We start from the raw sequence: 20,004 nt of genomic DNA, 5'->3' as shown, positions 1-20,004 counted from the left end.
TGCAATGCTGGGGTTGGCCCTGCATCCTTCAATCTCTACCAGCATTCCCTTACTAACGCCTGAACGGCGGGAAAGCTCATCAAGCGACATTTTTTTCTGGCTGCGGTAAAGCTTTACGTGCGCGGAAACGGCCTCGTTTACCCTGGCTGCACCGGCGTCGGTCGTTATGTTGACTTTTTTGGTCATCGGTCATTATCATGTAATAAATCAGTCATTACAGGATTATCGTATGCCAACCGTGTCACCGTCAATCAGCCCCGAAATTTACCGCATCGCACCAGGATTTCGGGCACTTAGTATCAGCGTGGAAGCGACAACCGTGGCTGATGAACAGGTTGGAGAAGTCGCGCTGCGGGAAGCCTGCGAGGCAGTTCTGGCAGGACATCCTGCCTGGGCAGAGGCGCACCTGAACGCATGGGCGGAGGTATTTCGCGCCTTTGGGGCAAAACCTAAACGAACACCCTGTTCAGCGGAAGCTTTGCGCAAGCGGGTTCTTAAAGATGGCACAATGGCCTCTCTCGATCCGGTGGTCGATCTGTATAACGCCGTTAGCATCCAATATGCCGTTCCGGTTGGCGGAGAAAACTTTGCGGCTTACACAGGAAGGCCACGACTGATTCTGGCAGACGGTACCGAAATCTTTGACACGATGAAGGACGGCCAGCCTGGAAGCGAGTTACCGGAGGTGGGTGAAGTTATCTGGCGCGATGATACCGGCGTAACCTGCCGTCGGTGGAACTGGCGACAGGGCATCCGGACCCGGCTGAGCGTGGCAGATAGCAGAATGTGGTTTATCCTTGAGAGCCTGCCTCAAATGCCGCTGGAAGAGCTGCATTCTGCCGGAAAAATGCTGACAGACGGTCTGGAAAAAATGATGCCGGGTGCGCGCTGTCATACTGTTCTCATCAGCGAGTAGCTTTGAATCGTCAGAACTGATTCGGATAAAAAACAACGAGAGGGTACTTTCCATGTTTCTTAAGATGTACCAGGTGGACGCTTTTACTGACCATGTCTTTGGCGGAAATCCCGCCGCCGTTCTGGTGCTTGAAAACTGGCTACCGGACAGCCTGATGCAGTCTATTGCTGCCGAAAATAACCTGGCTGAGACGGCTTTCGTCAAACGCAACGGTGAAGGCTGGGATCTGCGGTGGTTTACACCCACGGTGGAAGTCGATTTCTGCGGGCATGCCACGCTTGCAACCGCACACGTGCTGGTCACGGAATATGAAGTAACGGGTCCGCTCTCATTTTCAGCCCGCGTCGGGCAACTGAATGTTGAGGTGAAAGAGGACGGCTACCTACTCGATCTGCCCTGCATTCCCCCGGAAGAAATGACACGGCTTCCGGAGATCATCCAGCCTGTTTTCAGCGGTAGGGCAAAGCACTGGTTCAGAAATTTCGAAAATATTTTTGTGGTTCTTGACGGAGAAGACGCGGTCAGGTCATATCAGCCTGATTTGCACCTGCTTGCCAGACTCGGACCGGTTGGCGTGGTGATTACAGGTCAGGGGTCGGGAAGCCAGTACGATTTTGTTTCCCGTTACTTTGCGCCGGGTGCGGGCATTCCAGAAGATCCTGTGACCGGTTCGATTCATGCAACGCTGGTGCCCTACTGGGCTGAAAGACTGGGAAAAAAAAACCTTTCTGCATGGCAGGCTTCCCTGCGAGGGGGACACCTGATTTGTGCGTTAAAAGAAAACAGGGTCGTTATTGAAGGTAAGGCCGTTACGTTTATGAAGGCGGGGATTTGCGTGCCTGATTGATTTTGATTACAGGCCACAATGTCCGCTGGTCGCTCAAAGCTGCCTGTCATAGTTTGTACCCACCATGAATCTCGGTCTCATAGCCACACACAAGACTGTTGATTGCAAAGCCATGCCCAGCTTCTTTCCTGTCAGTAGCATATGGACACCGGCCTGTGCCGGGAGAGCGGCGTTAATCACGCCGCAATAGAAGGATCACACCAGGTCTGTATTGGCGTTGAGCGGTTCACCGGTGGCGTAAAACTGGCCGCCCGCGATGTAGTGCAGGCTGCGTAAGGACGGATCGGCTTCTTCGAAATGCCAGTGTCCGTCTTTGAAAACGCGCGTATCTGCCCATGCGCCGACAATCTCGCCGATAAACAAATCATGCGCCTGCTGGTTGTGCGGCTCGGGGATCAGCTTACAGGCCAGCCACGCGGTGCAACCGGCAACGAACGGTAAATCGCCCTGACCTTCCATGCGAAACAACTCTGTACCGCACTTCGCCAGTTTATCGGCATCGTCACGCAATGTACGGTTGCCGAGATCATAGGTCATTTGCAGCTGTGCCACGGTAGGCACCTGAATCACGAAGTATCCGCTCTGCTCGATAAGCTCACGGGTTCTGGCGATTTTATCCAGCACCACGGTCAGTTTTGCCGGTTTGAAATCCAGTCCGCATACCCATGAGGCGGACATCACGTTGTCCACGCCCGCATGATGCGCAGAAACCAGCGCGGTGGCGCCGTGGTTAATCAGACGATAGGCTTTTGCCAGTTCGACAGGAGCAAATTGTTGGGTCATTGGCGTCTCTCAGAAAGTAGTCCGGCGTACAGAATCGCAAAACTCTGCCCGCAACACTAAGCATTCGGTGCGGACTGACGCGGTTTAACGGATTTGCGCAGCAGATGAACGGTGAGCGCCAACAGGAAAATCGCCGCCTGAATCAGCACAATCGTCGGGCCGGTTGCGGCATCAATATAAAAGCTGATAAAGGTGCCGGTAACGGCGGCGATCAGTGACGCGGTCACGGATACCGCGATCATCTTCGGCAGGGTTTTGCACAACAGAAAGGCTGTGATACCGGGTGTGATCAGCATCGCCACCACCAGCACCACGCCGACCGCCTGAAGTGCGGCGACGATGGTCAGTGCCAGCAGACACAACAGCGCGTAGTGGTAGAAACGCACCGGCAGGCCGATGACCTTGGCCTGCACAGGGTCGAAACAAAACAGCATCAGATCTTTGAATTTAATGACGATAGCCAGCGTCACGACAACGGCAATGATCAGGGTTTGCAGCATTTCGCTGTCAGTCACACCCAGCACATTGCCGAACAGAATATGGCTCAGATGCTGCTCGGTATTCACCCGCGAGAACAGCACCAGCCCGGCGGCGAACATGCCGGAGAATACGATGCCCATGACCGAATCTTCTTTTACCCGACAATGCTCTTTGATAAAACCGGTGGCGACCGCGCAGAACAGACCAGAGCCAAATGCGCCGATGACCAGAGGGATGCCCGCCAGATACGCCAGCACCACTCCCGGCAACACCGCATGAGAGATGGCATCGCCCATCAGCGACCAGCCTTTGAGCACCAGAAAACAGGAGAAGATCGCGCAGACGATGCTGGTCGCGGCGGCGGTCAGCAGAGCGCGCTGCATGAAATCGAAGCTCATCGGCTCCATCAGGACATCCATCCAGCTCATCATGCGCGGCTCCCTGCCCGTTTAATGCGGAAATGATTCACCAGCCAGCCGTGTTTCGGCGCAAACAGAAACGCCAGCAGGAAGACGGTGGTTTGCAGACAGACGATCACACCGCCGGTTGCGCCATCAAGGTAATAACTCAGCCAGGCGCCGACCGCGCTGGTTACCGCACCGATAATGACCGAAATAATCAGCAGATGTGAGAAACGGTCCGAGAGCAGATAGGCGGTCGCACCGGGGGTGATCACCATCGCGATAACCAAAATCGCGCCGACGGTCTGTAAGGCCGCCACGCTGCATGCGCTGAAGATAGTGAAGAAGATAACTTTCAACCACAGCGGCGACAGGCCCACCGAGCGCGCGTGCGCTTCATCAAAAAATACCGCCAGCAGGTCGCGCCAGATGACGCACAGCACCAGCAGGGAAACGCCGACGATGATTTGCACCTGCAAAATATCGGCGTCGTCGATGCCCAAAATGTTGCCGAACAGAATCGACTGGACGTTTACCGACGTCGGATTGAGCGACACCAGCAGTAAACCAAGGGCGAAGAAAGTGGAGAACACGAAGCCGATGATCGCGTCTTCGCGCAACTTAGTGAAATGGCGCAGCAGCGTCATGGAAAGCGCCGCCAGAATGCCGGTGCCGAATGCGCCGATGGCGTACGGGAAACCCAGCGCATATGCGCCCGCCACGCCCGGAACAACAGAATGCGACAGCGCATCGCCCATCAGCGACCAGCCTTTGAGCATCAGATACGCCGATAAAAACGCACACACCGCGCCCACGCCCGCGCTGACCCAGATAGCTTTCACCATATAATTGTAGTGAAACGGCTCCAGCAGCAGATCAATCATTTCACCCGCCTTACCGGTGAAACGGTTTCAGCCATCATCTCCTTGCCGACCAGATAGCTGATATTGCGCAGCGCGCCGCCGAAAGTATTTTCAAGATTATGATGGGTGAACGTGGTCTCGAGGGGACCGGCGGCGATCACTGTCCGGTTGATCAGCACCACCCGGTCGCAAAAATCCGGCACGCTGGCGATGTTATGCGTGGAGACCAGAATCAGGTGGCCTTCTTCGCGCAACTGGCGCAACAACTCGATAATGGCGTTTTCAGTTTTGATATCGACGCCGGTGAACGGCTCGTCGAGCAGCATAACGCGCCCCTGTTGGGCCAGCGCACGCGCCAGAAACACGCGTTTTTTCTGGCCGCCGGAAAGCTCGCCAATCTGACGCTGCGCCAGTTCAGTCAGGCCGACACGCGCCAGCGCCGATGCCACCTGTTTTTTATCTTCCTGCGAAGGAATGCGCAAAAACGACATTTTGCCGTAGCGCCCCATCATCACCACATCCCGCACCAGTACCGGGAAATTCCAGTCCACTTCCTCGGACTGCGGCACGTAAGCGATCAGGTTCTGCTTCAGCGCTTTGGCGACGTTGAGGCCATCGAGAGTCACGCTGCCGTGCGTCGGGCGGATAATTCCCATGATGGTTTTGAACAGGGTGGATTTACCGCTGCCATTGACGCCGAGCAGCGCGCAAATCGAGCCGCCACGAAGGCGGAATGATGCCTCTTCAATGGCGGTGTGACCGTTGTTGTAAGTCACCGAAATGTTGTCAACGTCGAGTTGCAGCGCGGTATCACTCATTGGCCAAACCCTTCTGCAATGGTACCGACCGTCACTTTCAGCAAATCAATGTAGGTCGGCACCGGGCCATCGGCGGTGGACAGCGAATCGACGTACAGTACGCCGCCGTATTTCGCGCCGGTTTCCTTACTGACCTGTTTCGCCGGTTTATCCGAAATGGTGCTTTCACTGAACACCACCGGGATATTTTTCTGACGCACCAGATCGATGAGCTTTTTCACCTGCTGTGGCGTGCCCTGTTCTTCAGCGTTGATCGGCCACAGATAGGCTTCTTTCAAATCATAATCTTTCGCCAGATAGCTAAACGCCCCTTCGCTGGTCACCAACCAGCGTTGCTGTGCCGGAATTTTAGAGAGGCGTTCGCGCAGCGGCGCATCCAGCAGGGTTATTTTTTCGGCGTAGCTTTTGGCGTTACGGTCGTAGATCGCAGCGTTGTCAGGATCGTATTTCACGAGCGCGGCACGGATATTCTCGACGTACACCAGCGCATTTTTCGCTGACATCCACGCGTGCGGATTCGGGTTGCCGAGATACGGTCCTTCCTGGATTGGCAACGGTGCGATGCCATCGGTCACCGTCACGGACGGTACGTTTTTGATATTGGCAAAGAAGCGACCGAACCAGCGTTCGAGGTTAAAGCCGTTCCACAGGATCAGATCGGCAGACTGGGTTTTGACGATGTCGCGTGGCGTAGGCTGGTAATCGTGGATTTCAGCGCCGGGCTTGGTGATCGACTCTACCGTGGCAGCATCACCGGCGACGTTCTGCGCGATGTCCTGAATCACCGTGAAGGTCGTCACCACTTTGAACTTTTTTTTGTCTTTTTCCGCCGCCGTTGCGCTACCCGTAATCAGCGCGACGATCATGCCAATCAGCATGAGGCGCAAACGAAACGGCGAGTGGCCGAGGTGTTTCGCGATGCTGTGTCCATTTCCCATGAATTTTCTCCTGTCACTCTGTGCGTCAATCGGCGGTTTATTATTCAGGTATAGCATAGGCTATACTCCATAGCCAAGGCAAAGTTTGCAGAAATTGGTAGATATGTGGAGTTGGTTTACAATGCGGTTCGTTGTCGCGGCTTAGCGGCGACGGTAAGAAACCGTTGAGCAAGAAAGAGGCAGGCGTTGTGAAAGAGAAAAAATTAAATCCGTTGCTGGATGTTGAAGAACACGCTCAGGGTTTTTTACAGGTGCGCGAGGCGCATCGCCGGGAATTAATGGATGATTACGTGGAGCTGATTTCAGATCTGATCCACGAATTCGGTGAGGCCCGTCAGGTCGATTTGGCTGCGCGCTTAGGCGTTTCGCAGCCGACCGTGGCGAAAACGCTGAAAAGGCTGGCGAACGCCGGGCTGGTACACCAGTTGCCTTACCGCGGCACGTTTCTGACGCCGGAAGGCGAGAAACTGGCGGCAGAAAACCGCGAGCGTCATAACGTGGTCGAAGCGTTCTTCATCGCACTGGGCATCAGTGCGGAAACCGCCCGTCTTGACGCCGAGGGCGTCGAACATCACGTCAGCGATGAAACGCTTGAAGCCTTCCGCCGCTTTACCGCGCAAAAACAGTCCCAATAATCCCCCGCCTTATCAATTTGTTACACAACCCCAGCGTCGCCGAAACGGTCCGGCTGCGTTGGGGTGTTCAGCAACATTGCCGACGTCAGTGACATCAGTTCTGCCAGACTCGTAATATTGAGCTTTGAAAACAGCGTTTTTTTCTGCGCGCTGATAGTCTTCGGGCTGCGGTTCAGCATCTGGCTGATCTCATTATTGCTTTTCCCCTGTAACAGCAGGCTCATGACCCGGCGTTCGCAGCGGCTGATCTTTTCCACCCGGCTTTCATTTTTGAATTTTTTACCTTCTGCGCCCTGACGGACAGACTCGGGAAACCACGCGTGGCCGAGCGAGACGGCTTCAATGGCACTCACCAGCAGTTCCAGCGACGCGGTTTTGTGCACATATCCTGCCGCACCGGCCTGTAAACAGGTATAGGCAAAGTGATGATGTTCCTGTGCGCTGAAAACAATAATTTGTGGATGTTCAGGCGCGGCCATCAGATGATAAATCACTTCGATACCGTTCACGCGCGGAATATCAATATCGAGAATAATCACCGAAGGACGGTATTTTTCTGCCATGAATAACGCTTCTTCGCCATTCGTGGCTTCAGTGATGACATCATATCCTTCACTTTCAAGAAATGTTTTCACACCCAGCCTGACAATAGGATGTGAGTCGGCCAGTAATATCCTTTTACTCATCATAAACTCCTTATTTTTTATATTCAGGATGCGCTGAAAATATTCATGGGAAATAGTGTGTAATTGTATTCGATGGCTTCCAGAGCCAGCGAAAGCTGCCTGACGTCCATCGGCATTTTGATGAATGCATCCAGTGACAACGGTGAACCGTGATGCCTGAACATCTCCTCCGTGCGCCAGGAGAAACCAATAATCTTAATCTTATCAGAGATACCCCTCACCTTAGCGATAAAGCGCGAGAAGTCGCCTTTATATAAATCGCAATTGACCAGCAGGATATCCGGCAGTTGATGGTTCAGGATTTCACCGGCATCAGAAAAATCACTTAAGGTAATGACCTGATATTTTCTGACATCAGCAATAAAGTAAATTCGCGATAATGAATGTTCGCCTTTATCAACAACGACTATTTTTTTCATTGCAACACCTTGTTGCGGGGAAGATGTATAAATACTACGTCAGTAAATTATAATTTGCCCGACTCCTTGGGGTGTAATCGGGCAAATAATCCCTGTCCTACAACCGCGTAGGAAATACAGGGGTTATTTCTGTGAGGCCAGCGTTTCCTCTAACACGTTCAGGAAAATATCGATTGCCTGTAATAACGCATTTGCCGCCTGCTGAACCTCCACCCTTTTCGGCGGCAATGTTTTGCAGGCTGATTCCAGCGTCTGGCAGGCGGTGACCAGCGAGGTGGCCGCGACAATGCGCGCACCACCGCTGATTTTATGCGCCAGTTCGGCCAGTTCATCGACGTCCAAATGCTGCAAGGCTTGTTGCAGCAGCGCACGATCTTCCCGATTGCTGCGCTGCAATTCCTGCGTCAGCTGCACCATCAGCGCGGAATCACCGCCGGTCAGTGCAGCCAGCGAAGTGACAAAATCACCGGCGGCGTCACCGGGTTTTGCGGATGGCGGCGATACCTGATCCAGCCAGTCCGCCAGATCTTGCAACGTACTCGGTTTAAACAAACAGCCGTCCATTCCGGCATTCAGGCAACGGGCGGTTTCTTCCACCTGGGCGTTGGCGGTAAAACCGAGGATCAGGCAACGCGCAGCGCCGCTCTGCTGCTCGGCTTCACGGATGGCTTTCGCGACCTGATAGCCGTTCATGCGCGGCATGTTGCAGTCAGTGATCACCACGTCAAAACGCGGTTCACGCTGCCAGCATTCCATCCCTTCAAACCCATCGGCGGCTTCGCTGACCTGATGACCGAGGTAGCCGAGCTGTTTGGTCAGCAACAGGCGGTTCGCGCGGTAATCATCGATGACCAGAATGCGCAGCGGCGACGTCGCAGCACGCGGTTCGCTGACCGGCGCAGCCGTTTGGGGGTTGATGCGATTGCCCTGCGCGACCCACTGGGCCATCACGCGTGCTTCTACGCGGGTGCCGAAATCGGGCTGGCTTTTGATGCTGATGCTGCCGCCCATTTTCTCGCACAGAGTTTTGCAGATAACCAGCCCAAGGCCAGTGCCATGACGTACCTGTTGCGCGTAATTCCCTACCTGCGTAAACGGCGCAAACAGTTTTTTCAGATCGGTTTCGCTGATACCAACGCCGGTATCGCGCACCTCCATAACGATTTCGCGCTGCAAATCTGTGTCCGTGGCGCGTAGGGATACACTGACGGTAATGCTGCCGGATGCTGTGAACTTAATGGCGTTGCCGATCAGGTTTGAAAGAATCTGTTTATAGCGCAGCGGATCGATTTTCACCTCGCAGTCGCAGTCATCGCCGAGGTTAAGCGTCAGCGCCAGCCCTTTCTGCATCGCCAGCCCTGTGAAGACGCGGATCACCGATTCGGTCATGGCGCGCACGTTAGCTGGTTCATTATTCAACTCCAGCTTGCCGGATTCGATGCGTGCGATATCCAGAATATCGCCCACCAGTTCTACCAGCCCGTTGGCCGAATTGAATGCCACCTCCATGGCCTGCAAATCAACGCGGTCTTCTTCGGCGGCTTTGATCGACATTTCCAGCATACCGATAATGGCGTTAAGCGGCGTGCGGATCTCGTGACTCATGGTGGATAAGAAGGTAGTTTTCGCGCGGTTGGCCTCCTCGGCCTGTTCTTTGGCCTGGCTCAGCTCCTCCAGCAATTTTTTTCGGTCACTGATATCCAGCCAGCCGCCAATCACCCCGCGCACCGTGCCGCTTGCATCGCGGTACGGCAGGATCCAGTGGAACAGCGTCTTGATTTGGCCGGTCACCGGATGGGTAAAACTGCGATCCTGAAAATCAGGCTGGCCGCTTTCCATCACAGCCAGAAAATCGCGGTAATACTTGTCCGACTGCACGCGGTCGCCGAAAAGATTGTCGTCGGCGATATGCTTGCCGAGCACTTCATCGCGGCTGACGCCGATATCCTGCAAGTAACTGTCGTTAAACTGGCTGAGTTTGCCGTCGCGGTCGCGGATATAAATAGCGTGCGGCGTACCGTTGATCATCTCCCGCATTAATTCGAGCTGATCGTTAAGGGCGTTTTGCGCGCGCTGTTTCAGCGCAACCTGACGCCGCAGCCACGTCGCCCAGAAGAGGGAAACCAGCAGCAGACCGAGGGAAAAACCGATGGCGGCGTAAATCGACGTGCGATTTTCACGCCAGAAATTGTCGCTGGCGACCATGTTATTGGGCCGCCACAGATTGCCGATCACGTCCAGTTCGTCCGGCGAAATGCTCAGCATAACTTTGTCGAGGATCGACAGCAGCGCCGGGGACATATCCGGCACGGCAAAGGAGAAATAAGCCGGTGATGCGCCTACTGTGGAGACGATGCGCAGCCTGTTGCGATAGTAGCGGGCAATCTGGTATTCGGAATTCACCAGCGTGTTCAGCGCGGCGTCGGCCTGCCCTTTATCCAGCATTGCCAGCACGTCGCTGGCGTTCTCCGCTTCCACCAGTTGGATCTGAGGATACTGCTGGCGGATTTTATCAATCATGCCGGTGCCCTGAATCACTGCCAGTTTTTTGCCGGTCATTTCGCTGAGACTGGCCGGGCTGCCGGGCACCTGTCGGGCGACCATGACGAACGCGTTAGTCATATAGGGGCGGGTAAACAGCAGCTTTTGTTTGCGATCGTTACTCGGCGTCAGTGCACCGATCATGTCCGCTTTGCCCTCACTGACCATCTGCCTGAGTTCGCTGACGCTGTTCGCCTCGCGAATTTCAAAATTGATGCCGGTGCGCAAACGGATCTGCGCCAGCACGTCGATAGTGATCCCGCGATAGTTGCCGTCGTCATCCATAAAGGTCATTGGCGCAAATCCGTTGATCACCGCCACCCGCACCAGCGGATGCCGCTCGATCCAGGCTTTTTCGTCGTCGCTGAGCTGGAATATTTGCTGACTCAGCAACATCGAACTCCGCCCGATGTGCCAGCGCTGCAAAATACTCAGTTGCTCCTCAGTGCTTACCGCTGCCAGCGTGTTGTTAATGATGCTCAGCAGTTGCTGATTGTTATCACGGGTGGCGAAGGAGAAGGTTTTCGGCGGGAAATCAGCGAATTTCAGCACGCGCATATTATTGAGGAAGTTTTTGCTGATCGGGTATAAATCGCCGAGATAGACATCCGCATTGCCAAACGCCACGGCGGCAACCGCTTCACGGTAGCTGGGGAATATGCGCAGGCTGGCTTGCGGGTATTGATCACGCACCCAGTCCGCGGGTAAAAATCCTTCGGCCATAGCCAGTGTGCGTCCGGCGAGATAATGCCCCATTGCCCGCTTTTCATTGGCGCGCGTAACCAGCACCGATTGCTCGCTGGCGTAAGGCTCGGAGAGCAAAATATTGGCGTCGTGCTGATCAAACTGAGTGGCGCTGCCGAGTAAATCAATCTCACCGTTCTGCAACGCTTTTAGCGCAGCACGGCGGCTGCCGAAGATTTTTACGTCCACTTTGACGTGCAGCATTTCCTCAATCAGTCCGATGTAATCGGCGGTGATCCCCTCAAATTCGGCGCGGTTATTGGTGATATCAAATGGCGGTAATTGCGGATTAGAAATCCCCAGCGTCAGGACTTTTTTCTGCGCCAGCCAGGCCAGCTGTTCCGGCGTAATGATGGAAGAAGGAACGACGTCGTGCTGCGGTGAACGGCTCAGCAGTTGCAGCGGCTGGGCATTTTCCGCAGCCGGCACCGGCGTTTCATCAAATACCAGCATCAGCGCCAGCGCACACAGCAGCATCACGCCTTTATTCAGAATGCGTTTCATCCATGACATCCGCTATTCGACCAGCCCATGACGCCTGGCGACGTCAATCAGATCCACCAGCGTGGTGGCCTGAAGCTTGTGCAAGAGACGGGTTTTGTAGGTACTGATGGTTTTGTTACTGAGCATCAGCTCTTCGGCGATCTGCATATTGCTCCAGCCTTTTGCCAGGTAGATCAACACCATCATTTCGCGGTCTGACAGCGAAGCCAGTTGCGATGCTTCATTCTGCTGGCGATTGTGAGAATTAGGTGTAGCGCCAGAGGGCAGCGAATCGTGCGGAAAATAGCTGTAACCGGCCCGAATGGCCTTAATAGCATCAAGCAAATCGCTGAGTTCTTCAGTTTTGGTAATAAAGCCCGCCGCCCCCGCCTGACGGCAGCGCGCGGAGAAGGAAGAGGCGGACTGAGACGTCAGCACCAGCACTTTCACCGGCACATCCAGCAAGCGTAAGCGGCCAATAACTTCGAGGCCGTCCAGTTTCGGGATCGAGATATCGAGGATCACGATATCCGGTTGCAGGCTTTTCGCCAGCTGCACAGCTTCCAGCCCGTTGCCGGTTTCGCCGACCACCTCGATTTCGCCGCGTTGCAGCAACATGCCCACCGCCAGCCGCACTACCGGATGATCGTCCACCACGATTGCTCTGTACATCCGATTCCTTACTTTTGAAGTTGGATTTTAAGAAAAAGATTTTTCTAAAGAATAGTACTGATGGGCTGATTTTGCGGGGGTTTTGTCCGGATGAACAGACAGTTGCGTCCTGCAAAGATGTAGGACGCGTCTGAAGATTAGGCTTAAAAGAAATTTTCACACCTAAGAAGAATTTTTAAGGGTGACGGCTTCGGATATTTATTCTGCAGGGACCCACAGGCTAAGGTCTCAGGTACTTCACTGACAGCAGGCTGTGTCCGGTGCGAGCGTCAAAACTAAAAGGGTATAACACTATTTTTATCATTGTTTGTGCTAGTAATCGCTTGGGAATTTCTTTAGCACTTTGATGAGCTTGCCTCGTTGAATATCAACAAACTCCCCTACCCGCAGTGCGGCGAGTATCTTCATCACCCCGCTGCGGGCCAGATTACTGCGATCCAGAATATAATTAGCGACGCTCATTTTAAGGCGTTTCTCGAGCGGATATTGATACAGCTCCAGTAGTAAGCCGCAGACTATTTGGTACGAGTTCTTATTAATAAGGAGATTATCGCGGCTGGACATAATGTCATAAAGCCAGGTCTGGTGTTCAAGTAAATCCCGCAAAGCACCATCATGATGTTGTACCAGATCAATGGCCTCCTCACGCCCGAGAATAAACACCTCGCTGCCCTTCGTCGCTTTAAGCCGGTATGTTTCATAACGGAAGTGAGAACCTTCAAGACCGAATAAATAGGGGGCGTTTGGCCAGGCAAAAAGCAAATCTCCTGCCTTGCGATACACCACGATTTCACCACTGAGCAATAATACGACAGGAAGCTTATCGTCATACTTTGCGGGATTCATCAGATCGTTGACGTCCAGCTGTGTATCAACTTTATTCGCATGAGGAAGAAAAAGCGCAATGAGATTTTCTACGGCCTGAACAGGTTTAGCGATGGATGTATCCGGTTGATATATTTGAATAATTTCATTGTCAGCATTCATTAAAAACCTCCACTATGTTTTAGCCATACTGATATAGCTAAAAGGATAGCAGACCTGTTTTTTGGCGTGAGAGATTAAATCAGATTAGTATTAAAATCCTGCGGCAAACAATCAGTTCATCCCTGAAACCCTACTGAGATCCCATTGCCGATGTTCACCAGCGTTGAGGTGCCCATTGCAGACACCCTTTTACACTGCAATGTAATCGAGTAGAAATCAGGATGATAAATCAATACACGGTAGGGAAACGTTTATTGACGCAGATTAGCTTTCCATAATTAATATCGATATAGCCACCAATGCGCAACTCAGATAATATTTTCATCACCCCACTACGCGCCAGATTACTGCGATCAATAATATAATTCGCCACGCTTATCTTTAGCCTTTTTTCTTCCGGCACATCGGCCAGCTCCATTAACAGCGTGGACACAATTTCATAAGCAGTACTGTTTATCAAAAGATTACCGCCCTTCGCCTGAATATCAGACATAAAAGAATGAATGGTCAACAACTCTCGAATAAGCGTGTGTTTGATAATTAAGTCGATAGCCTGCTCTCTGGGAAGAATATAAATCTCACTGTCTTTTGAAGGAACAAACTTGTAAGTATTAAAACGTAATGATGAGCCCAGCAAGCCAAAGACATTATGTCCGCTGGCAGTGGCAAATAACAGGTTATTGGATGCGGTTCTGTACAACTCAATCTCGCCAGAAATGAGCAGGATAACAAAAAACTCAGTGTTGTTTTTACTCTGTTTCACCAGGTTTATCGCCCCCCCTTTACGGGTGTCTACCTGTGTTGCAACCGGTAGCAGGCAATCAATAAGACGCTGGATTTCTGCCAGCGGTTTTTCTATAAGGCCGGGCTGACTGTGAGCAGAATGAGTATTCATTGTATTAAGCCGTTAACATTGAAGATAAAAGTCGCATAGCCACTGGCTCAACGCCATTTACTCATCAGCGTCCGGGAGATTATGCAAGAATATATAAACCTTGTGAATATAATGAGATGTACCATCCAAAAATGGTGACTTGTCATTTATTCAATGATACCAAAATTGAGAATTTAAAAACTATCCAATAATGGAGTGTTATTCTTGTATTTACGCTGCCTCGCGAAGATTCATCCAAAGATAGATGGTTATAAATCTTATCAATGTGTTACCGGGCGTTTATCATGTATTCATCAGAAACATGACCACAGCGATATGATTGAAATCAATAAATCAGCGGGAATCATTTGATTGACAATAGTGAAACACTCTCTTCGCTAAAATAAAAAACCAGAACCTATGCAAAAAAGGTGTAATCAGTATGCGTGTTGATAAAAATGATTCTTTACGAAGTATTCTCGGTTTGGAACAGCCCGCTTCCCATGCAAGAAAAAAATTCGATCTAAATCTGCTGCCAATATTTATTGAAATATATCAGCATAAAAGCGTGAGCAAAGCGGCGCTGATACTAAATATGACGCAATCATCCGTCTCTCTGGCATTGGGAAAATTACGCGATTACTTTGATGACCCGTTGTTTTTTCGTGAAGGTCAGCACTTTACGCCGACGCAGGCAGCCGCTCAATTTTATGCCTCCATTAGTGTGAGTTTTGGCAGCGTTCATCGTGAAGTTGCTAAGGTGGCCGAAGATAAAGTAAAAAGTAAAATCATTATTCATGCATCCCCGTATCTTTCGATGCGGCTGCTGCCCTCTTTATCCGAATTCATCTGGTTAATGCAAAATGGGTGTGAAATTTTGCACAAATCAACCACCCCGGCAAATGATTCTAAAGAAACATGGGCGACGGATGTTATGCCCGATATCACTTTCGGGTTCGCCCGCAGTACAAACCCTCAGATGAACAGCCAGAAACTGATGAGCGAACCGCTGTGCTTTGTTTGTTCTGAAGACCACCCACGTTTAACACATGAACTGACCAACGAAAATGGTAAGCATGAGACTTTTGTCACCTTTGAAAGACTCTGTAATACGTTTCTGCAAAACAGAGCGAAGCCAGACACTTTGGCTCCGGAACGTATATCTTCGATGAAGAGCGATTCATTATTTGCACTGCTTTCAGTAATAGGTTCCTCCGATAAAATTGGCGTGATTCCGGTTTGGTTATTTGAAAAATTCAACGCCACCTTTCATCTAAAAACGCTTGCGACAGAAATACAGCTCAACCCGTTAACGGTTTATATGATTTATTCAAGCACAGCAATCAAAACGCCGGTTGTTGGGGATATTATCAGCCAGTGGGCCGGGGATGTTTGCACCTGTGAATAAAGGGACTTCATTGACTATTTACGTCCCCGAGGCATTGCGATGAAAAATTGGCATGGCTCTGCGGGATTTACTTTTTCATACTTCTTCAATAAAAAAAAGCTGCCCAACGTGGCAGCCTTTTCATTTTAACAGCGTCAGGTGTCAGGCCTGATCGAATGGCGCACGTCCATTTAACCAGTCATCAATCACTTTCATCACTCCTTCTTCACGGTTGGACGGCGCGCGGTACTTCGCGGCTGCTTTCGCAGGCTCTGACGCATTCTCCATCGCGAAACCGTAACCGGCATAGCTCAGCATTTCCAGATCGTTGCCGCTGTCGCCGAAGGTCATGACTTCTTCATCGCGGATGTCATAACGCTGCTGGATCTTCTTCAGGCCGTTTGCTTTGTGATTACCGGTAATAATGAGATCGATTGAACCGTGGCCGCTGGTGACCGGCGCAACGATGTTACCCAGCTGCGCGGTGATTTCACCCATCAGCGGATACACATCGTCTTCGACATAGCTCAGTGCGAATTTAAAGATGGTGTCATCAATGTGGGCGTAGGTGGGGATTTTATTCAGGCGGTGATAATAGTGGCTCATGCGCTTGATGAACTCTTCATCGGTGCCCTCAAGCACATACGCCCCTTTTCTGCCACACACCACCGTGTTGATGCCGGGCGTGCGACCAATCCACTGCAACACGCCGGTGACCTGTTCCCGCTCCAGTTTAGCGCAGTACAGTTCCTGTTTTTTATCGACCACGTACGCGCCGCCTTCGGCAACGTAGGCAATCTGATCGTCGAGTTCATCGAAAAAAGATTTCAGCTGGTAATACTGGTTGCCGCTGGCGACAACAAATTTGATGCGGCGGCGCAGTAATTCCTGATACTGCTCGCTGAAACGTGCCTGATTATATTCACTATATTCATTCAGGAACGTGCCATCCATGTCGACGGCGATAAGTTTTACGGCCATTGCAGCTCCTACAGAGGTCAGATTTTAAGAAGTGATCATCGGAAAAGGCTGGCGGTTTTCCTCACGCCAGCGCTTCAGTGTGACTCAGTTAATCGAAAACCATTAATATTTTAATTTCCAGGCACCGAACGTGATGATGAGGAAAGCTGCGGCGACGCCTGAGAAAGCTACATACAGGCTGGAAAGATGGGCGATAAAACCGATCAGCGCCGGGCCGCCAAGTACGCCGAGATAACCCAGCGTCGCGACCATGGCTACCGACATATTCACGGGCATCACTTTTTCCTGCCCGGCCAGCGTGATCAGAACCGGTACAATGTTCGCCGCGCCAATCCCCACCAGTGCAAATCCGCACAGCGGCAGGATCCAGCCTGGCAGCAGCACTACCATCAGATAACCCACGATACCGAGAAGACCGCCGACCACCAGCACGCGTTTGCGCCCCAGCGCACTGACAATTGCATCGCCGGTCATGCGCATCAGCGACATTGCGATGGCGAACACAGCAAAGCCCCAGCCAGCATGTTCCAGCGCCAGACCCCGTTCGCGCGTCAGGAATACACCGCCCCAGTCGAGCACCGCGCCTTCGGCCATAAAGCAGATCATTGCCATGACTGCCATCAACACCAGACGGAAGTTTGGCCGTGGTTTCGCTTTCCCTTCCACATGCTCTTCTTCATGCGCACCAAACGGCAATAGCCCACGGAAAGACCAGGCGGTGACAAGGATCACCAGCGCGATGGCGCAAAATGTACTGCCGAGCGGCGTTACACCTGCACTGAGCAGCAACGAACCGCCGCCCGCACCGGCGATACAGCCCACGCTCCACAAGCAGTGGAAACCGGACATCAGCGGTTTGTCCGCCGCCTGCTCCACCAGCGTCCCCTGCACATTCACCGCCACATCCGCCAGACCGATGCCCATGCCAAAGATAAACAGGCTCAGCGCCAGCAGCCAGATATCGCTGAACGTCGCCAGCAGCGGCATCATCAGGCAATACAGCACGACAGAGGCGATGATCACCCCGCGGCAACCGAACCGGCCGATTAACTTGCCGGAACCCAGCATGGAAAGCAGCGAACCCGCCCCGAGACACAGTAATAGCAGGCCGAGATCGCCTGCTTCTGAATGCGTGCGCAGTTGCGCATAAGGTACGAGCGCCGCCCACAATCCCATCGCCATGCCGGTAACAAAAAAGATTGCCCGCGTGGCAACCCGTTTAACCGGGCTGCCGACGTGCGCTGTGGTATGAGGTAGTTCAGATGACAGTGACAATAGTGTTTCTCCGCTGGCCTGATGAGTTATTAAAAGTCTTTTAATAAGTACTGAGTATATTGGCGGCAAAGAAAGAAAGTCAATGCGTGCGCCGGTCAGATACTGAAAGCGACGTGACGATTGTAGTTGTTCAATGTGAGTTCGGTGATGCCTTGCAGGTAATCCTGACGCATTGATGGCCGGTAAACCAGTTCAGGCATATGCTGCGCAGGGATATGAAGATGACAACGTTCGAGCAGGTCGGGGATCAACGCTTCGCTGATTTTCGGTCCTGAAAGCGCGATGGTGACCGGGTTAACAATCGCGGCGAGCGAGACGATCACTTTGGCCATTTCGTCCGCCACCGGCAGCTTATCCATATCAGTAAACGGCAGATGAGAGACCTCCCCGGCAAACTGGCTCGCACCCTGCAAAACCTGCCCGTTTATCACCATTCCGCAACCGAGACAGGGCACTTCCGGCTTGAAGATATACGCCACTGGCGCGGTGACGTCCATGCAGCTGCTGCGATAAAACCCGTACGCGGTATAGTTCATGTCGTTATCCGCCTGCACATAAATCCCGAACCGTTCCCGCATCTGTTGCTCCACCGGCACACCGGCGAAAACGCTGATATCACAGGTCGCGACGGTGCCTTTTACGATCACACCCGGCAGCCCGACCCCTGCCGCTTTAATGTTCGGAAACTCCGTCAAAATACGTTGAATAAGCTGATAAAACGTTTCCAGCTGGAGCGGTAAAAATCGCTCTTCGCCCTGCGCCAGACAGCCTCCGGTCGCCGAGTTTACCGTCCAGATGATCTGCGCCGCAGCATCACTGCCCTGCGCGTAAATGCTCAGCACCGAGAAGTAATCCGGATTGTAGGCATACCGCTGCGCTGGCCGTCCGCCACGTGAGACTTCGCGCTCCAGCGCCAGTACTTCGCTATTCCTGCTGAGTTCATTCAGCACCGTGCCGCAGGTGGCAATACTAAGCCCGGTCGCGACTGCGAGCTCCGCTTTTGTCGCCGATCCCAGTGATTTCAAAGCATGGGTGACCAGCACCACATTGTTGATTTTCATTTCACGGGTTGTACGGTTTAACGGAGTGATCATGGTGCCTCGGACGGAACGTAAATAAGGGTGGCTAATTTAGCATAAAGCGGCGGAATTCATCTTTCCCCGGCGAGCCTGACGGCTTCAGCTTCAGGAACGCCTTCATGTGAACCGGCGGTGAAGCATGCCACGGTCAGCGGGTCTTTCACATCAGGAAAATGATAGACCGCGTTGACGCAGGAGGGCCCGCCGCCCGAATGGCCAACCGCGCGACCCGCCTGCGCCATTGCGCCCATCATCAACCCGATGCCATAGCCGCATTCTGTCCAGGGCCGCCCTTCAATCGCGCCGCCAAGCGGATAGCGCACCTGCATTTGGGCAAGTGTTTCCGCACCGATAAGCCTTCCCGAGAACAGGCCCTGCAAGAGTTTTGCAGCGTCCGGCACGTTACCCGTCAGACATCCGTGATACACCCAGCCCGGATGATAATGTCCGGCGGCCTCGCAATGAAGCCGTGAGAATTGCTCAGGGGTAGTCGCCAGCGCGATACTCTTCAGACCCAGCGGCTGGCAAATTATCTCATCTGTCAGACGTGAGAAACTCAAACCCGATGCGGCCTCAATGTGCTCGCGCGCCAGCATGTAACCCACATTGGAATATGCCCAGCCTTCCCCCGGATTGAACAATGTTCCCTTCGCCATCACCGCGCTCAGCAGGTCATCCCGTGACCAGGGTGCCTCACCCGCAGCGACGGCCTCGTGATAGGATTTCAGGATTCCGTAATCCGGTAATCCGGCGGTATGCGCCAGCAGCTGGCGAAGCGTGAAAGGTTCGCCATCCAGTGTTGAGTCCAGGTTTAGTAGGCCGTTCTCACTCAATTTGAGTGCGCAGATCGCGATCGCCGTTTTGGTAAAACTCCAGTAGGGAAAAAGTGCAGATTCACTTCCCTGCCCCCACTCTTCGCCAGAAGCCGAAAGACAGTAACTGTGAAAGGTGGTCATCAGTGGATCTCCTTAACCGGAAAAGTTTATGTATTCATTGATCACGGATCGTATAACAATTTCAAGAAAGTCACCGGTAATGGTTTCTCACCTTATATTTATCACGCGATTCAGTACAACTTCACCGACGACTTTGGGGGGGAAGCGGGATCAGCATCCCGTCTGTTTTCGTCATCAGCGTACAGTGGATCTTCGGATAAGCCTGTATACGCAAAAGCCCCTGCGGCATTGACCTCCAC

At 52.6% G+C, this 20,004-nt stretch carries 20 protein-coding genes and 1 pseudogene; 5 read left to right on the top strand and 16 right to left on the bottom strand.

All coding sequences use genetic code 11. The annotated features are described in order from the left end of the window. Positions 1-186 (bottom strand): helix-turn-helix domain-containing protein (locus tag TU92_RS08690; RefSeq protein ID WP_136627584.1); only part of this gene is annotated, 186 nt, incomplete at its 3' end. Positions 187-229: 43 nt separating this feature from the next. Here TU92_RS08690 and TU92_RS08685 point away from each other — a divergent pair. Beyond that, positions 230-916 carry a B3/B4 domain-containing protein gene (locus TU92_RS08685; protein ID WP_112166240.1) on the top strand — a complete coding sequence of 229 codons (687 nt, stop codon included), beginning with the start codon at positions 230-232 and terminating at the stop codon, positions 914-916. A gap of 52 nt (positions 917-968) precedes the next feature. After that, the gene (locus tag TU92_RS08680; protein WP_112166238.1) at positions 969-1,763 is read left to right on the top strand and encodes a PhzF family phenazine biosynthesis protein; all 795 of its coding nucleotides are present in this window, start codon (positions 969-971) and stop codon (positions 1,761-1,763) included. 195 nt (positions 1,764-1,958) lie between these two features. Here the strand turns inward: TU92_RS08680 and TU92_RS08675 are convergent, their stop codons facing one another. From TU92_RS08675 to TU92_RS08655, 5 genes are read right to left on the bottom strand one after another with little or no spacing between them, the layout of a single operon-like run. Further along, entirely contained in the window at positions 1,959-2,546 is a 588-nt protein-coding gene (locus TU92_RS08675; RefSeq protein WP_112166236.1) for a flavin reductase family protein, read from the bottom strand. Positions 2,547-2,602: 56 nt separating this feature from the next. Beyond that, positions 2,603-3,457, bottom strand: a complete 855-nt coding sequence (locus TU92_RS08670; protein ID WP_208640459.1) for a metal ABC transporter permease — start codon at positions 3,455-3,457, stop codon at positions 2,603-2,605. After that, positions 3,454-4,311 carry a metal ABC transporter permease gene (locus TU92_RS08665; RefSeq protein WP_112166234.1) on the bottom strand — a complete coding sequence of 286 codons (858 nt, stop codon included), beginning with the start codon at positions 4,309-4,311 and terminating at the stop codon, positions 3,454-3,456. The genes TU92_RS08670 and TU92_RS08665 overlap by 4 nt, the downstream gene beginning before the upstream one ends. After that, positions 4,308-5,108: a metal ABC transporter ATP-binding protein gene (locus TU92_RS08660; protein WP_112166232.1), complete on the bottom strand. Its 801-nt coding sequence runs from the start codon at positions 5,106-5,108 to the stop codon at positions 4,308-4,310. The genes TU92_RS08665 and TU92_RS08660 overlap by 4 nt, the downstream gene beginning before the upstream one ends. Then, a complete protein-coding gene (locus TU92_RS08655; protein WP_112166230.1) occupies positions 5,105-6,046 on the bottom strand; it encodes a metal ABC transporter substrate-binding protein in 942 nt (313 codons plus the stop codon). The genes TU92_RS08660 and TU92_RS08655 overlap by 4 nt, the downstream gene beginning before the upstream one ends. Before the next feature lie 188 nt (positions 6,047-6,234). Here TU92_RS08655 and mntR point away from each other — a divergent pair, with 188 nt between their 5' ends. Beyond that, entirely contained in the window at positions 6,235-6,681 is a 447-nt protein-coding gene (gene mntR / locus TU92_RS08650; protein ID WP_112166259.1) for a manganese-binding transcriptional regulator MntR, read from the top strand. Positions 6,682-6,701: 20 nt separating this feature from the next. Here the strand turns inward: mntR and TU92_RS08645 are convergent, their stop codons facing one another. The 6 genes from TU92_RS08645 to TU92_RS08620 all read right to left on the bottom strand — a co-directional run bounded on the left by TU92_RS08645 (position 6,702) and on the right by TU92_RS08620 (position 14,108). Further along, positions 6,702-7,367 carry a response regulator transcription factor gene (locus TU92_RS08645; protein ID WP_167457491.1) on the bottom strand — a complete coding sequence of 222 codons (666 nt, stop codon included), beginning with the start codon at positions 7,365-7,367 and terminating at the stop codon, positions 6,702-6,704. Positions 7,368-7,390: 23 nt separating this feature from the next. Beyond that, a complete protein-coding gene (locus TU92_RS08640; RefSeq protein ID WP_112166226.1) occupies positions 7,391-7,786 on the bottom strand; it encodes a response regulator in 396 nt (131 codons plus the stop codon). A gap of 123 nt (positions 7,787-7,909) precedes the next feature. Then, positions 7,910-11,575 (bottom strand): transporter substrate-binding domain-containing protein, encoded by a 3,666-nt coding sequence (locus TU92_RS08635; protein WP_167457492.1) that lies wholly within the window; start codon positions 11,573-11,575, stop codon positions 7,910-7,912. A 12-nt stretch (positions 11,576-11,587) separates the two neighbouring features. Beyond that, the gene (locus tag TU92_RS08630; protein WP_112166223.1) at positions 11,588-12,226 is read right to left on the bottom strand and encodes a response regulator transcription factor; all 639 of its coding nucleotides are present in this window, start codon (positions 12,224-12,226) and stop codon (positions 11,588-11,590) included. 312 nt (positions 12,227-12,538) lie between these two features. Beyond that, a complete protein-coding gene (locus TU92_RS08625; protein WP_112166221.1) occupies positions 12,539-13,213 on the bottom strand; it encodes a helix-turn-helix domain-containing protein in 675 nt (224 codons plus the stop codon). Positions 13,214-13,442: 229 nt separating this feature from the next. Beyond that, positions 13,443-14,108 (bottom strand): helix-turn-helix domain-containing protein, encoded by a 666-nt coding sequence (locus TU92_RS08620; protein WP_112166219.1) that lies wholly within the window; start codon positions 14,106-14,108, stop codon positions 13,443-13,445. Between the two features lie 421 nt (positions 14,109-14,529). On the opposite strand from TU92_RS08620, the gene TU92_RS08615 reads away from it, so the two are divergent. Beyond that, on the top strand, positions 14,530-15,495 hold the full coding sequence (locus tag TU92_RS08615; RefSeq protein ID WP_112166217.1) for a LysR family transcriptional regulator: 966 nt from the start codon (positions 14,530-14,532) through the stop codon (positions 15,493-15,495). A gap of 141 nt (positions 15,496-15,636) precedes the next feature. Here TU92_RS08615 and TU92_RS08610 read toward each other — a convergent pair whose 3' ends face one another. The 4 genes from TU92_RS08610 to TU92_RS08595 all read right to left on the bottom strand — a co-directional run bounded on the left by TU92_RS08610 (position 15,637) and on the right by TU92_RS08595 (position 19,765). Beyond that, positions 15,637-16,455, bottom strand: coding sequence for a Cof-type HAD-IIB family hydrolase (locus TU92_RS08610; protein ID WP_112166215.1), 819 nt, complete (start codon positions 16,453-16,455; stop codon positions 15,637-15,639). 102 nt (positions 16,456-16,557) lie between these two features. After that, positions 16,558-17,730 carry an MFS transporter gene (locus TU92_RS08605; protein ID WP_112166213.1) on the bottom strand — a complete coding sequence of 391 codons (1,173 nt, stop codon included), beginning with the start codon at positions 17,728-17,730 and terminating at the stop codon, positions 16,558-16,560. Positions 17,731-17,825: 95 nt separating this feature from the next. Continuing rightward, positions 17,826-18,824 carry an ROK family protein gene (locus tag TU92_RS08600; RefSeq protein ID WP_112166211.1) on the bottom strand — a complete coding sequence of 333 codons (999 nt, stop codon included), beginning with the start codon at positions 18,822-18,824 and terminating at the stop codon, positions 17,826-17,828. A 56-nt stretch (positions 18,825-18,880) separates the two neighbouring features. Beyond that, entirely contained in the window at positions 18,881-19,765 is an 885-nt protein-coding gene (locus TU92_RS08595) for a serine hydrolase domain-containing protein (RefSeq protein WP_112166209.1), read from the bottom strand. 39 nt (positions 19,766-19,804) lie between these two features. Here TU92_RS08595 and TU92_RS22445 point away from each other — a divergent pair. Next, a pseudogene (locus tag TU92_RS22445) lies at positions 19,805-19,965 on the top strand (hypothetical protein); the annotation flags it as partial. Positions 19,966-20,004: the final 39 nt, after the last annotated feature.

The organism is Rahnella inusitata (assembly GCF_003263515.1).
Classification (GTDB): Bacteria; Pseudomonadota; Gammaproteobacteria; order Enterobacterales; family Enterobacteriaceae; genus Rahnella; species Rahnella inusitata.
The sequence above is the reverse complement of the archived record's forward strand: the minus strand, read 5'-3'. Positions and strand labels throughout refer to the sequence as shown.